This window comes from Acidisphaera sp. L21 (genome assembly GCF_009765685.1).
GTDB lineage: Bacteria > Pseudomonadota > Alphaproteobacteria > Acetobacterales > Acetobacteraceae > LMUY01.
Map to the genome: position 1 here is coordinate 65134 of NZ_LMUY01000096.1, position 14299 is coordinate 79432.

The window sequence follows — 14299 nt, forward strand, 5'->3', positions numbered from 1 at the left end:
CGGCTTGGCCGTCTGCCCGGCAATCACCAGGCGGATCGCAATCAGTTGCAGCGGCGCCTTGCGGTCGGCGTGGCCGTAAACCTGCTCGTGCGCCAAATGGAACGCCTCCGCCATCGCGGTTGCGTCCGCAGCCTCGACCGCGGCAGCATTCAGCTTCGTGTCCAGTTCGAACGCCTGCCCGCGATATCGCATCTCTGCCGAGTAGGACAGAAGGTGAGACCCGTCATACCCCTGGTCCTGCCGCAACCAGGTGAGCGCCCGCGCCTCCAGCTTGGCAAACGCCGTGCGCACGGTGGCGGCGGCTGCGTCGTCCAGATCCAAATACAGGGTTTCGAGGAAATCGTTCTTCAGGTCGGCGATCAGGCCGCCCAATGCGCTGAGCACGCCGGGTGCGGGCGGCACCACGACCTCCTTCATGCCCAATTCGCGCGCCAGGAAGCACGCCATCATCGGCCCGGCGCCGCCAAACGCCAGGCAGGCAAACTCCCGCGGATCGATGCCGAAACGGGACACCAGGCCGCTCACGTCCGAATACATGCCGGACACGGCGATGCGGATGATGGCCTCGGCGGTTTGCTCCACCGTGAGGCCCAGTTTCTCCGCCAGGGGAGCGATGGCGGTGCGCGCCTTGTCACGGTCCACGGTGACAGCCGCGTAGCCGATCTCCGACAGGCCGACCATGCCGCAGGCGGCGAATGCGTCGGTGATGGTGGGGCGGGTGCCACCGCGGCCGTAACACGCGGGGCCAGGGCGGGAGCCGGCGCTTTCTGGCCCAACCTTCAGCACGCCCAATTTGTCGACCGACGCGATGGAGCCACCGCCCTCGCCGATCGAACTAACGGCGACGGAGGGGACGAAGATCTGGAACTCACCGATCCGCTCGCCGGTGCCGTATTGCGGCTGTCCGTCCATGATCAGCGCAACGTCCGCGCTGGTGCCGCCGATGTCGAGGCTCATGCAACGCGGCAGGCCGCAAATCTCCGCGACATAGGCAGCCCCGATCACGCCGGACGCGGTGCCGGACAGGATCATCTGCACGCATTCCGCTTTACCCTGCTCGGCCGTCATCACCCCGCCATTGGACTTGGTCAGCCGCGGTTCCGGCTGCACTCCCACCTGCTTCAGCGCCGCTTGAAGGGAAGACAGGTAATGCGCCACCCGCGGCTGCACGTAGCCGCCGATGACGGCAGTGATGGTGCGCTCGTATTCGCGAATGATCGGCCAGGTGGCGCTGGAGCAGAACACCGGCAAACCCGGCGCCACCTCCTGCACGATTGCCTTGGCCGCTTCCTCATGCGCCGGGTTGCGATAGGCGTGCAGCAGGGCGATGACCACGCCCTCCGCCCCCGCCGCCACGGCCGCCTGTGCAGCCGCCTTCACGCTGGCCGGGTCGAGCGGGGTTTGCACGTCACCATCGGCCCCCATGCGCTCGGCGATGCCGAACACCATGTCGCGGGTGATCAGCGGCGCCGGGCGCTTGGACAGCAGGCTGTACATGTCCGGGATCTTCAGCCGCGCCAGTTCCAACACGTCCCGGAAGTTTTCCGTCGTGAACAGGGCCAGCCGAAGCCCCTTGCGTTGGATGACGGTGTTGATCCCCACCGTCGTCCCATGGGTGAAATACGTGATCTCCGACGGCGGGATTCCATACCGATCGTGCAGCAGGCGAATGCCCTCCAGCACCTCCGCACCCGGCTCGTCCGGGCGGGAGAACACTTTCAGGCTCTTGATCGCCCGGGTGGCTTCGTCGAACACGGCGAAGTCGGTGAACGAGCCGCCGATATCGACGCCTACACGATAGCCCATGCGGTTTACGCCTTTCGTTGGGAGAAACTAGCGGCCAATCTGCTTGTTCCACGCCTCGATCCAGGCGCCCTGCAATTTGGCGATCTGCTGGTAGGGCGGGATGATCAGGATGTCGCTTGGCGTGATCTCATGCGCGATCTTCGGATCGAATTTCGCGTCCTTGTTGGCAATGCCGTAGCGAATGGCGCTGCCGAAACACGATTGCACGGAGGGGCTCAGCGCCACGTTGGCAAATTCCAGCCCGAGGGGGGAGCTGTTCTTCACTTTCTGGATCCAGGTCATCGCCACGATCACGCCAGGGTCGGGCGAGTAGTATTTGAACTCGCTATTGCCGTCATCGATGAAGGAATAGGCGCGGCCATCCCAATACATCGCCATGTCGATATCGCCGCCCTTCAGCCCGTTCAGCACGCTGTTCGGGTCGGTCCAGAACGATAGATTGCCGCTTGCCTGCATCTTCTTGACGATGTCCAGGCCCGGCTTGATGTCATCCACGCTGCCGCCGTACAGCCGGGCGAACGACCAGATCGACACCGTCAGCCCGCCGCTGGGATAATTGATGCTGGGCATCGTGGCCTTCCACTTGCCGGCAATCGTGCCCTCGACGAAAGCCTTCCAGTCCTTAGGCGGATCCTTCACCGTGCTCGTGTTGTAGATGATGCCCATCGCGCCGTAATTGTGCACGACGCCGAACCCGCCGCCCATGGCGGCAAATTGCGGCTCGATATTGAACGCGTTCGGCACGGTGGCCTTGTCGAATTTCTCGATCAACCCGCGGTCGATCGCCTCGTAGGCGGTTTCTGTTGGGTTGTAGATGATGTCCAGCGGCGGCTTTGCCGGGCTGGCGGCAATCTGGTTCAGCCACTGCGTGGGCGACCCGAGCACGACGTCCACCGTCTTGCCAGTCTGCTTCTCGAACGGCGCGATGACGCATTTGCGCAGGCTTTGTTCCCACACACCACCGAATGCGCCGACGGTGAGGTCCGCTGCGGCAGCGGCGTGCGCCCCGCCCAGAAGCCCGGCCACGAGGGTGGCTGCCATCGTCCAAGGCAACGCGTTGCGCATCGCATGCTCCTACATCGAAATCTGCCCGGAACCTTTTCACTATGTTGAAGTAGACGCAAGCCGATTCGGCGGGTCTTGCGGTTGTCAGCCGAATAGCTTCATTATATCGAATCACCGGGCGGTATCGCGTCACGCTGAAGGGGCATGTTTGCAAGACTCGTTCCAACAAGACCCGCTGCCGGACGATGCCACCGTGGTGCCTCGCGTTGGCCGCGCCATCCGTGCCCTGCGTCAGGCGAAGGGCATGACCCTGGCCGAGCTATCGCTTGCCGCTGGCGTGTCCACCGGCATGCTCAGCCAGATCGAGCGTGACCAGGCCAATCCGTCGCTTCGGGTGCTGTCCCAGGTGCGCAATGCGCTCGGCGCCCCGATCAGCGCGTTGTTCGAGGAACCGCGCCACGCCCCGGAGGACCCGGGTTTCGTGCGCCGCGCCGATCGGCGACCGTGGCTGGAACTCGGCTACCTCAGCAAAGAACTGCTCTCCCCCGGCGGACCCGGCAGCCTGCAATTCATGATCCTGCACATCCCGCCACGCGGCACCTCCGGCGACCAGCCCATGAGCTACCCGGCGCAAAAAGGCGGCATGGTGCTGGAGGGGGCGCTGCATCTATCCGTCAACGGCACGGAAGCGTTGCTGAACGAGGGCGATAGCTTCCTGTTCGACAGCCTGGACCCGCATAGCTTTCGCAATGCCAAGGACGCACCGGCCCGCATCCTGTGGATCATGGGCGCCGTGCCGGTGGAGCGGAACCTGTGAACCGCCCCCCCGCCCCGCTGCGGCTGGACAACATCAGCAAAAGCTTCGGTAAGACCCTGGTGCTGAAGCCGCTGCAACTGGACGTGGCGGAGGGGGAGATGCTGGCCCTGCTCGGCCCCTCCGGCTGCGGCAAGACGACGACCTTGCGGGTGATCGCCGGGTTCGAAACACCGGATACCGGCCGTGTGCTCATCGCCGGGCGCGACGTGACCCGGCTGCCACCGAACAAGCGCTCGTTGGGCATGGTGTTCCAAAGCTACAGCCTGTTCCCGCATATGAGCGTCGGCGAAAACGTCGCGTTCGGGTTGAAGATGCGCGGCGTCGGCACGGCGGAGCGCACGAAGCAGGCACGCGCCATGCTGCAAATGGTGCGGCTGGACCAGTTCGAGGGACGACAGATCCAACAGCTGTCGGGCGGGCAGCAGCAGCGTGTGGCGCTGGCGCGCGCATTGGCCACCGAACCGGCAGTGCTGTTGCTGGACGAACCGTTGGGTGCGCTGGACAAATCGCTCCGCGAACGCATGCAGTTCGAATTGCGTGAGCTACAGCGAAAATTCAGCATCACCACCATCCTGGTCACCCACGACCAGGAAGAGGCGCTGACCATGAGCGACCGCATCGCCGTGATGAATGCCGGCGACGTGGTGCAGATCGGCCCGCCCACCGAGGTGTACGAGCGGCCACGCAGCCGCTTCGTGTCGGAATTCCTCGGCACCGCCAACATCTTCACCGGCACGGTGCAGCACCAGGCCGGGCCGGATGAATGGTCGGTCGCGTTGTCGGTGCAGCCGGGCACGCAGGGCATGGTGCAGCAGCCGGGATTGGCCACCGGCCAAACCATTACCCTGGCCGTGCGGCCGGAGCGGCTGGAGATCGGACCGCCCGCCCCCGGCCGGGTGCACGCCACGGTGCGGGACGTGGTGTTCCGCGGCGCCTATTTCGCTTACGAACTGATGGTGGACGGGCAGGAAGCCCCGCTTTTCGCCTACGCCCAAACCCGCCAGGACATCGCCGCCAATGGCGCGGTCGGCCTCGGCTGGCACGCCGCCAACGCCACCGTGCTGGGGGACCCGGCGTGACCAAGGCCGGCTACCGCCTCGCTAGCCCAATATGGGGCGTGCCGGCGGTGCTGTTCCTGGCCGTGTTCTTCATCATCCCGCTGGCCGCCAACCTGTTCCGCGCCCAATACGGCGTCGCCGCGGCCACAGGGTTCGGCGGCTATTACGTTAAGTTGCTGACCGACCCGTACTACGCTGGCGTGCTTTGGGAGACGCTGCAGCTCTCCGTCATCGTCACCCTCGCCAGCCTGGTCGTCGGCTACCCGGTGGCGTTCTTCATGGTGCGCTTCGCCGGGCGATGGAACGCGCTGATCGTGTTCTTCGTCATCGCCCCCCTGCTCACCTCCATCATCATGCGCACGTTCGGTTGGCGCGTGCTGTTGGCGCGGCGTGGGCTGCTGAACACCTGGCTGGGCCAGATCGGGCTGGTGACGCACCCGGTGAACCTCGCCGACGAGAAAATCGCCGTCTATATCGGCCTGGTGCACGTGCTGGTGCCGTTCATGGTGCTGTCGATCAGCGCGGTGTTACAGGGCGTGGACGTGCGGTTGGAGGAATCGGCCCGCGTGCTGGGCGCCGGGCGTTTCCGCACCTTCCTCTACGTCACGCTGCCGCTGAGCATCGAGGGCATCGCCACCGGCTGCCTGCTCACCTTCGTCGTCACCAACGGCAGCTTCCTGACGATGCTGCTGCTGGGCGGCGGCAAGATCACCACGCTGTCGCTGCTGATCTACCAGCAATTCAACACCACCCAGGATATCGGTTTCGCCGCCGCCATGGGCAATGTGCTGATGCTGGCGGCGATCATCTGCTTCGCTCTGCAGTACCGAAATCCTACGACGCCGGGCGGCATTGGCATGATCCGCTGGCACAAGCTACCCAGCCTGCCGGTGGCGGCGCTGTATCTGTATATCGGGATTTTCCTGCTGTTCATCGTGCTGCCAATCGGGGCGGTGGTGGCGGTGTCGTTCTCCTCCTCCTCGTTCATCGTGTTCCCCATTCCTGGCTACAGCCTGAAATGGTACTGGCACATCATCGAATACCGCCCGTTCATCACCTCGCTCGCGACGTCGATCGAACTGGCGATTGCTTCTACCATCTTCGGGGCCGTTCTCGGCGTCCCCGCTGCGCTAGCGCTGACCCGATCGTATCATCCGTTGGCCGGCGCTTTCGCCAACCTCCTCCTGGCACCGATCAGCGTGCCGGCAATCGTGCTCGGCTTCGCACTGCTCTACTACCTGGCCGGGCTAGGCCTGGGCCTGTCCTTCACAGCGCTGCTGATCGCGCACACCGTCGCCGGCATCCCCTACATCGTGCGCACCGTGCTGGCGACCTACCGCGCCATCCCGGTGGAATTGGAGGAATGCGCCTCCATCCTCGGCGCCAGCCGGTGGCAGACCGTACGGCACGTCACACTACCGCTGGTGCGTCCCGGGATCTTTGCTGGCGGGTTGTTCGCAATCCTCACGTCGCTGGACAACCTGCCGCTCTCGTTCTTCTTCGGCAGCGCCAATGTGAACACGCTGCCAGTGGTGATGCTGAGCTACATGGAAAACCAATTCGACCCGTCGATTGCCGCCATCAGCACCGTGCAGATGGTCATCGCCATCGTGGCACTGGTGGTGATGGACCGGATCTACGGGATCGAGCGCCTGACGGCGGTTTGAGCAAAGGATAGACGATGAGCTGGCGCATCGGCGTGGACATAGGTGGAACCTTCATCGATTTCTGCGCCCTGGACGAGTCGACGCGTGAACTGCACACGCTGAAGGTGCTGACCACGCCCGCGGAGCCAGGGCGGGAGGTGATGGACGGCATCGCCCTGCTGCAGCAGCGCTACGGCATGGACCCGGCGGAGGTCACCGCCTTCGTCCACGGCACCACCGTCGGCATCAACACCGTGATCCAGCGCAAGGGCGCCGACCTCGCCCTGCTGACCACCGCCGGGTTCGAGGACGTGATCGAACTGGCGCGGCTGCGGATGCCGGACATGCACGGCCTGTTCTGCGCCCGGCCCGATCCGTTGATCCCGCGCGACCGCATCTTCGGCATCCCCGGCCGGGTGATGTCGGACGGCTCGGTGCAGACGCCGGTGAACGCCGCCGCAGTTCGCAACGCCGCCGATGCGGCACGCGCACGTGGTGCGGTGGGCGTCATCGTCGCGTTCATCAATGCCTACCGCAACCCGGCGCAGGAGGCGGAGGCCGCGGCAATCCTGCGGGAGGCAGCGCCCGATCTGTTCGTGTTCACCTCCGCCGAAATCTGGCCGGTGATCCGCGAATACGAGCGCACCACCACGGCTATTCTCAACGGCTACGTGCATCCCCGCGTCGGTAATTATCTTACTTCGCTGGAAAACGCCTTGCGCCAGCAAGGTGTGGCGGCGCGCCCGATGGTGACGAAATCCAATGGCGGCGTGATGAGCACCGAGCTGGGCAAGACCAACTGCGTCAACATGCTGCTCTCCGGCACCGCCTCCGGCGTCATCGGCGCCGCCTTCCTCGCCCGCCAGGCCAACACGCCGAACGCGCTCACGCTGGATATCGGCGGCACCAGCGCGGACGTGGCGCTGGTGATGGATGGGCAACCCCAATTCGGCAGCGGCGAAAAGGTGGGCGAGTTCCCACTCTTCATCCCCTCCGTCTCCGTCACGTCGATCGGTGATGGCGGCGGATCCATCGCCACGGTCGACAATTTCGGTGTGCTGAAAGTCGGCCCGGAAAGCGCCGGGTCGACGCCGGGCCCTGCCTGCTACGGTCGCGGCGGCAACCGGGCCACCATCACCGACGCGATGGCGGTGTGCGGGTTTTTGGGCCACACGCCGCTGGCCTACAGCTCCGTCACCATGGACCGCGCCAAGGCGGAGGCAGTGGTTGGCGCGTTGGCCAACGCCATGGGATTGGGGCTGCAGGAAACGGCGGAGGCGATCATCCGCGTCACCATCTCCAACATGTTCGTCGAGGTGAATAAGCTGATCGGCCGCTACGGCGTCGACCCGGCGGATTTCGCGCTGATGCCGTTCGGCGGCGCCGGCCCCATGCTGGGTTGTTTATTGGCGCGCGAATTGGGCATGGCCCGCGTCATGATTCCGCGCCGGCCCGGCGTCGTGTCCGCCCTCGGCGGCCTCATCGCCGAGGTGAAGAACGACTTCGTCGCCACCGTGCTGCTGCCGATCGACGCCGAATCCGGCGTGGCGCTCGCCATTGCCGCGGCGGGATTGCGCCAACGCGCGGAAAGTTGGCTGCGGGAAGAACAGCAGTTCGACGGCACGGCCACGCTGAGCGTGCTGGCGGATATGAGCTATCTCGGGCAATCCTTCGAGATCGGGGTTCGCTTGGAGGAAGCTTGGCTCGCCCAGGGCGACATGGCCGCGATCGCCACCGCCTTTCACGACCAGCACGCCGCCATCTACGACTTCGCTGACCGAAGTGCCGCGGTGCAACTGGTCAACCTTCGCTTGGTGATCGCCGGCGCCACCGAACCGCCGGATTTCCCCCGCCTGCCCCGCGTCGAGGGTGCGGCCAAACCGTTGCGTGACGTCGAAGTTTGGCATGACGGCGCGCTGCGCCAGGTGCCGCTGTATCTGCGCGAAGACATGCGGCATGGCCACACGCTCAGCGGCCCGGCGATCGTCGCGCAGGAAGATACGACCGTCTGCATTCCCGCCGGGTTCGCCGGCGACGTGGACGCGCTCGGCAACATCCATCTGCGCTGGCGGGAGCAAGCGGCATGAGCAGCATCGACAAGGTGACGTTGCAGATCATGGGCAACCATCTGCGCGCCGCGGCCGAGAACATGGCCTACACACTGTATCGCACCGCCTACTCCACCTTCGTGAAGGAGACGGAGGATTTCACCACCCAAATCACCGACGCATCCGGCGTGTGCGTGGCAGTGCCGATGGATCTGGGCGCGACCTGGTATCCCGGCATCACCTATGGCCGCGCCATGGCGATGATCAAGGATTACGAGCCCGGCGACATCTGCTTCACCAACGACCCCTATAGCGGCTTCGTCGCCACCCACGTCCCCGACGTGCATATGTGGAAGCCGGTATTCCACGGCGACGATATCGTCGGCTTCGCCTGCGGCCACATCCACAACACCGATATGGGCGGCGCTGTTCCCGCCAGCCTGTCCCGCGCGTTGACGGAGGTGCACCAGGAGGGCGTGCGCTTTCCGCCGATGAAGCTGTACCGCGCCGGCAAGATCAATGACGAGCTGGTCGACGTGATGATGCTGAACGTGCGCAAGCCCGACCAGAACCGCGGCGACCTACGCGCCTTCGTCGGCGCGCTGAATACCGGCGAACGGAAATTACGCGACATGGTGGCCAAATTTGGCGCGCCGCAGGTGACGCAAGGCATGGCCATGCTGTTGGACTACGCCGAGCACCAGGCGCGAGACGTGCTGCGCAGCATCCCCGATGGCGAGTATTTCTTCTCCGACTACGCGGACGAGGATTCCGTCAACGGCAATCCGTGCCGCGTGGCGTTGACGCTGACGATCAAGGGCGACGCGGCGATCCTAGATTTTACCGGCAGCGACCCGCAATTGACGTCTGCGCTGAACGTGCCGACAGGCGGCGATCCGCATCACACGCTGCTGCTGGTGGGCGTGTATTACGTGCTGTGCACGCTGAACCCGCAGATCACTTTGAATGCCGGGTTGACGCGGCCGTTCACGTGCATCGTGCCGGAGGGCACGGTGCTGAACCCGCATTCCCCAGCCGCCGTGGGCATGCGTAGCCTCACTTGCGCGCGGCTGCGCAGCCTGATCTTTGGCGTGTTCGGCCTGGCCGTGCCGGAGCGAATGCCCGCCGCACCCGCCGGGTCCAGCAGCATCATCAACGTGATGACCACGGATAATCGCACCCACCGCACGGTGCTGGCCGCGGTGAACCCGATCGTCGGTGGCGCCGGCGGGATGCCGCATCGGGACGGCACCAACGGCTCGGGTGCGGATGGTGCGTATTTGAAGAACACCCCCGTCGAGATCACCGAGGCGGAGGTGCCGATCCAGATCCTGCGCTACGGGCTGATGCCGGATTCCGGTGGCGCCGGGCTGCATCGCGGCGGCCTGGCGACGGCGCTGGATTTCCGCGTCTCCGCCCCGCACACGCGCATCACCGCCCGTAATCGGGACCGGTCGCGGTTCCGGCCCTGGGGGATTTTGGGTGGCAAGGCAGGCGGTCCGTCCGACATGGTGCTGAACCCGGGGACCGCGCGCGAGAAACCGCTGGGCAATACCGACACCTTCACCTGCGAGCCCGGCGACGTCATCCACATCCACTCCCCCGGCGGCGGCGGCCGCGGCAACCCGCTGGATCGTGACCCGGCGCGCGTATTGCTAGACGTGGCGCGCGGTTACGTGTCCGTTGCTGCGGCGGCGGAGTCGTATGGCGTGGTGATCCAGGACGGCGCCGTCGACACCGCCGCAACGGCGGCGAAGCGTGCCAGCCTGCGCGTCGCCGGTGATGCACCACATTTCGCCTTCGGGCCGGAGCGTGACGCCCATGACGCGCTGTGGACGGCGGAGATCTATCACGATTTGACGGTGCTGCTGGCCGGCCTGCCGGTGCATTGGCGCTTCTTCGTGAAAGGCAAATTGTTCGAGCTGATGCCCCGCACCGGCGAACCACGCGCCACGCTGGCGGAATTGTTCGCCAAGGTGCAGGCGGAATATTCCGACGTCCCCGCCCCGCGCCGATTGGAGAGTGTTTGATGGACAAGATTGCAATCGTCACCGGCGGCGCCCGCGGCATCGGCCGTGGCATCGCCCTGTCATTGGCCAAGCGCGGCTTCTCGCTCGCACTGGCCGACCGGCTGGAAGCGCCATTGGCCGCCACCATCGCGGAAGCCGAGGCGATGGGTGTCGCCGCGATGCCGTTGCTGGGTGACGTCAGCGATTATGCCTGGGTGCAAACCGCCGCGGCCAGCGTGGTGCAGCGTTTCGGCCGGGTCGACGTGCTAGTGAACAACGCCGGCATCAGCCAACCCAAGGGCCTGCTGGACATCGACGAAACCGAGTGGGACGTGACGATCGACACCAATCTGAAAAGCATGTTCAGTTGGTGCAAGGCGATCGCGCCGGGCATGCTGGCGCAGGGCGGCGGGCGGATCGTCAACATCTCCTCCGTCAGCGCCAACACCGGTGCCGGCTTCTCCGCCGTCAGCAAATTCGCGTACTGCGCAGCCAAGGCCGGCGTATTGGGCCTCACGCGTGGGTTGGCGAAGGAGTTGGCGCCCAGCATCACCGTCAACGCCATCTGCCCCGGCGCCATCGACACCGACCTGACGCGCGCGATGCTGGAAAAACACGAGGAATCGGTGCTGCGATCCATCCCGATGGGCCGCTTCGGCACGGCGGAGGATATTGGTGAGGTCGCCGCCTTCCTCGCTACGGTCACGCCGAATTTCATGACCGGCGAGGTGTTGGACGTCGATGGCGGCCAGTGGGTGAACTAGCCGCCATCGTTGCGCTAGGTGGACATGATCTCCTGCCATTGCAGCGTCCACTCACGCTGCTTGGCGGCGATCAGGCTGTCGTCGGGGAACACCATCTTGGCCATCGCCTCCTCGGTGGTGATCTGCTGATCGACGAAGGCGGGGGCGAAGCCGGCGATGTCCGGCCGGCCGGGGCTGGAGAAATATGCCTCGCAGAAGCTCTTCTGGATGTCCGGTTCCAGGCGGAAGTTCAGGAACTCGAATGCGAGCTTCTTATTCGCGGCGCCGATCGGCACCGCCGCGCAGTTCGCCAGCGCGATCGTGCCTTCCTTCGGCACGGTATAGCCGAACGGCAGGCCGCGCGCCGCGTACAGCGCCGCACGCGCGCTCCAGAACGGCATGATCCAAACCTGCTCGTTCTCCATATACGGCACCGCCTGGGCGGACGTCGCGGCAACCGTGCCGATATAGGGCTTCAGCCCCTTCAGCAGGTCGAACGCCGGGGCCATGTTGGTCTCCCCGCCGCCCTTCGACCGCGCGCCCATGATCATCGCGTAGGCCAGCAGCGGGAAGTTGGACGGGCCATGGGTGATGACGTGGCCCTTGACCTTTTCGCCATATTTCGTCCCGGCCTGCCAGTAGTCCAGCCAGGAGGTCGGCTTCTCCAGCGTCTTGGTGTCCCAGATCATCGCCAGATATTGGTAGGTCTGCACGATGCCGACCGGCGGAATGACGGTGCTGCTTTTCTTGAACGCGTATTTAAGGTTCGGCACCTCTTTCTCGGTAATCGGCTCGAACAGCTTTTCCTTGGCGCCCAGGATCAGCATCGGGGCCGTCGTCTCCCCCACCACGTCGAACCCTGGGGAACCACGGGTGGCGCGGACGCGGGGATATGGATCGGTGCCGTTGCTCTCGTCGTAGATCACCTTGCAGGAGAATTTCTTCTCGAACGGCTCGATCACGGTCTTGATAAAAATATCGCGATATTCGCCGCCATATGCGGTGACGGTCAGCGTATCGGCGGCGTAGGCGCGGCGGCCCAGCCCGGCCGTGGCGACGGCGCCAGCCGCGGCGCCCAAGGTTTTGCGGCGAGAGAGGAGCATAAGGATTTGCCTTTCAGGTGCTCGGCCATCATTTCTCTTTTGCGCTGCGAAAATCAATGCAATACCCAGCCCCATGACGAGGCTGGCGCGCCATGATGCATAAGATGACGTGGCGGGCGGCGCTGATGGTGGGCCTGCCGTCGGTATTCTTGCTGGCCTTCTTCGTGGCGCCGAACGCCTTCCTGCTCACCACCAGCCTGCTGAAATCCGAATCACAAGTCATCACCAACCAGGTGACGCTGGAGAATTTCAGCTACCTGCTATCCCGCCCGCTCTACCAACGCGCCATCATCCGCAGCTTCTGGATCGGCGCCGTGGTGGGCGTTCTGGTCGTGGTGCTGTCCTACCCGCTCGCCTTCTATCTGGCCCGCACCACCAGCCGCTGGAAGGGCTTGCTGATCGCGCTGTCGCTCACCCCGCTTTTGGCCAGCGTGGTTGTCCGGACGTATGGCTGGTGGGTGCTGCTGAACCGCGATGGCGCGATCAACGACCTGGTGCACGCCATTGCACCCGGCATCGGCGTGCTGGCGATGCTGCCATCCTCCGCCGCGATCGTGATCGGGCTCACCCATTCGCTGCTGCCGTATGGCGTGCTCACCATCCTCAGCGCGCTCAACGGCATCAACCCGCATCTGGAGAAAGCCTCGATGAGCCTGGGGGCCACGCGCTGGCGCACCTTCTGGAACGTGACCCTGCCGCTGTCGATGCCCGGCGTGGTCGGCGGCTTCCTGCTGGCGTTCTCGCTGTCGATCAGCGCCTATGCCACGCCGGCCATTCTCGGTGGCCCGGCGACTTCCACCATGGCGACGCAGATCTATGATTTCCTCACCTCGCTGGATGATTGGTCGCTCGGGTCCGCGATGGGCGCGATCCTGATCTTCAGCTCGATGGCGTTGCTGGTGGTTGGCGTCGTGCTCGGCGCCCGGCGGCAGGCGGTTTGATGCGCCGGGTCACGCCCTGGACCGGGCTGTGTGCGGTGGTGGCGCTGGTCTACGCGTTCATCTTCATCCCCATCATCATCACCGCGTCGGTCTCGTTCAACTCGATCAACCAGTCCAAATTCCCGCCCGTCGGGTTCTCCCTAAGGTGGTGGAACGAGGCGCTGACCGATCGCTGGTTGGAACCGCTGGCGCTGAGCATCGAGTTGGCGGCCGCCGCGGCTGTGGTGGCGACGTTGCTCGGGTTGCCGATGGCGCTCGTGTTGGTGCGGACGAAGTTCACCGGTCGCGCCGCGCTGGAGGGGCTGGTGCTGGGCCCGGTTGTGCTGCCGGCGCTGGTCACCGGCATCGCGCTGCTGCAAATGCTGCAATTGATCGGACTAGGCTCGCTGTTCGGCTTTCCGGCGCTGCTGATCGGCCACACCATCATCTGCCTGCCGTTCACCGTGCGCACCATCGCCATCAGCCTGCGCTCCATGCCGCGCCGGGCGGAGGATGCGGCGGCCAATTTGGGCGCCTCGCCGTTTCGGGTGTTCCTGTTGGTGACGTTGCCGCTGATCAAGAGCGGGCTGTTCGCCGGCGGGGTGTTCGCGTTCATACAATCCTTCACCGATTACAGCGTGTCGCTGTTTCTGGCCGCCGCGGGGATCAAGCCGATCAGCGTCACCATCCTCGGCTTCCTCGAATTCGGCTTCACCCCCACCTTGGCCGCGGTGGCGGTGATCACCTTGGCGGTGCCGCTAATGCTGATCCTGGTGGTGCAGCGTTTCTTCCGCATCGGCGATTTCATCTACGGAGCGCAATCGCGTGGCTGAACCCGCCCTTCGCCTGACCACCGTCCGCAAGCTGTTCAATGGCACCGCCGCGGTGGACGGCATTTCGCTGGACGTCGCCCCCGGTGAGTTCGTCACCCTGCTGGGCCCGTCCGGCTGCGGCAAGACGACGACGCTGAACCTTGTCGCCGGGTTCGAGCAGCCGGATGGCGGCAGCATCCAACTCGCCGGGCGGCCGGTGGAGCGCCTGCCGCCCTTCCGTCGCGATATCGGGCTGGTGTTCCAGGATTACGCGCTGTTCCCGCATATGAGCGTGGCACAGAATGTCGGCTTCGGCCTGCGCATGCGCGGGG

The 14299-nt window shown here is 65.2% G+C and carries 12 protein-coding genes; 9 read left to right on the forward strand and 3 right to left on the reverse strand.

Going from position 1 to position 14299, the window contains the following annotated elements:
• Together GSQ76_RS19500 and GSQ76_RS19505 are read right to left on the reverse strand one after the other, a co-directional pair.
• A partial coding sequence (locus GSQ76_RS19500; RefSeq protein ID WP_158745780.1) for a hydantoinase/oxoprolinase family protein occupies nucleotides 1-1806 on the reverse strand: 1806 nt, incomplete at its 3' end.
• A gap of 27 nt (nucleotides 1807-1833) precedes the next feature.
• A complete protein-coding gene (locus tag GSQ76_RS19505; protein WP_216851172.1) occupies nucleotides 1834-2871 on the reverse strand; it encodes an extracellular solute-binding protein in 1038 nt (345 codons plus the stop codon).
• Nucleotides 2872-3019: 148 nt separating this feature from the next.
• Here GSQ76_RS19505 and GSQ76_RS19510 point away from each other — a divergent pair, with 148 nt between their 5' ends.
• The 6 genes from GSQ76_RS19510 to GSQ76_RS19540 are packed head-to-tail and all read left to right on the forward strand — an operon-like array spanning nucleotide 3020 to nucleotide 11153.
• A complete protein-coding gene (locus GSQ76_RS19510; protein WP_216851173.1) occupies nucleotides 3020-3628 on the forward strand; it encodes a cupin domain-containing protein in 609 nt (202 codons plus the stop codon).
• Nucleotides 3625-4707 (forward strand): ABC transporter ATP-binding protein, encoded by a 1083-nt coding sequence (locus GSQ76_RS19515; RefSeq protein ID WP_158745783.1) that lies wholly within the window; start codon nucleotides 3625-3627, stop codon nucleotides 4705-4707. Before GSQ76_RS19510 ends, GSQ76_RS19515 begins: the two co-directional genes overlap by 4 nt.
• Nucleotides 4704-6353, forward strand: a complete 1650-nt coding sequence (locus tag GSQ76_RS31305) for an iron ABC transporter permease (protein ID WP_216851174.1) — start codon at nucleotides 4704-4706, stop codon at nucleotides 6351-6353. The genes GSQ76_RS19515 and GSQ76_RS31305 overlap by 4 nt, the downstream gene beginning before the upstream one ends.
• Nucleotides 6354-6367: 14 nt before the next feature.
• Complete coding sequence (locus GSQ76_RS19530) at nucleotides 6368-8419, forward strand: hydantoinase/oxoprolinase family protein (protein WP_158745784.1); 2052 nt, start codon at nucleotides 6368-6370, stop codon at nucleotides 8417-8419.
• The gene (locus tag GSQ76_RS19535) at nucleotides 8416-10410 is read left to right on the forward strand and encodes a hydantoinase B/oxoprolinase family protein (RefSeq protein ID WP_158745785.1); all 1995 of its coding nucleotides are present in this window, start codon (nucleotides 8416-8418) and stop codon (nucleotides 10408-10410) included. Before GSQ76_RS19530 ends, GSQ76_RS19535 begins: the two co-directional genes overlap by 4 nt.
• Nucleotides 10410-11153, forward strand: coding sequence for an SDR family NAD(P)-dependent oxidoreductase (locus tag GSQ76_RS19540; RefSeq protein ID WP_158745786.1), 744 nt, complete (start codon nucleotides 10410-10412; stop codon nucleotides 11151-11153). The genes GSQ76_RS19535 and GSQ76_RS19540 overlap by 1 nt, the downstream gene beginning before the upstream one ends.
• A gap of 14 nt (nucleotides 11154-11167) precedes the next feature.
• Here the strand turns inward: GSQ76_RS19540 and GSQ76_RS19545 are convergent, their stop codons facing one another.
• Entirely contained in the window at nucleotides 11168-12235 is a 1068-nt protein-coding gene (locus tag GSQ76_RS19545) for an ABC transporter substrate-binding protein (RefSeq protein ID WP_158745787.1), read from the reverse strand.
• 92 nt (nucleotides 12236-12327) lie between these two features.
• Between GSQ76_RS19545 and GSQ76_RS19550 the strand changes: the two genes are divergently transcribed.
• From GSQ76_RS19550 to GSQ76_RS31310, 3 genes are all read left to right on the forward strand, one after another.
• On the forward strand, nucleotides 12328-13176 hold the full coding sequence (locus GSQ76_RS19550) for an ABC transporter permease (protein WP_158745788.1): 849 nt from the start codon (nucleotides 12328-12330) through the stop codon (nucleotides 13174-13176).
• Nucleotides 13176-13988: an ABC transporter permease gene (locus GSQ76_RS19555; protein WP_158745789.1), complete on the forward strand. Its 813-nt coding sequence runs from the start codon at nucleotides 13176-13178 to the stop codon at nucleotides 13986-13988. The genes GSQ76_RS19550 and GSQ76_RS19555 overlap by 1 nt, the downstream gene beginning before the upstream one ends.
• Nucleotides 13981-14299: ABC transporter ATP-binding protein (locus GSQ76_RS31310; RefSeq protein WP_216851175.1), on the forward strand; the 319-nt coding region annotated here is incomplete at its 3' end. The genes GSQ76_RS19555 and GSQ76_RS31310, both read left to right, overlap by 8 nt.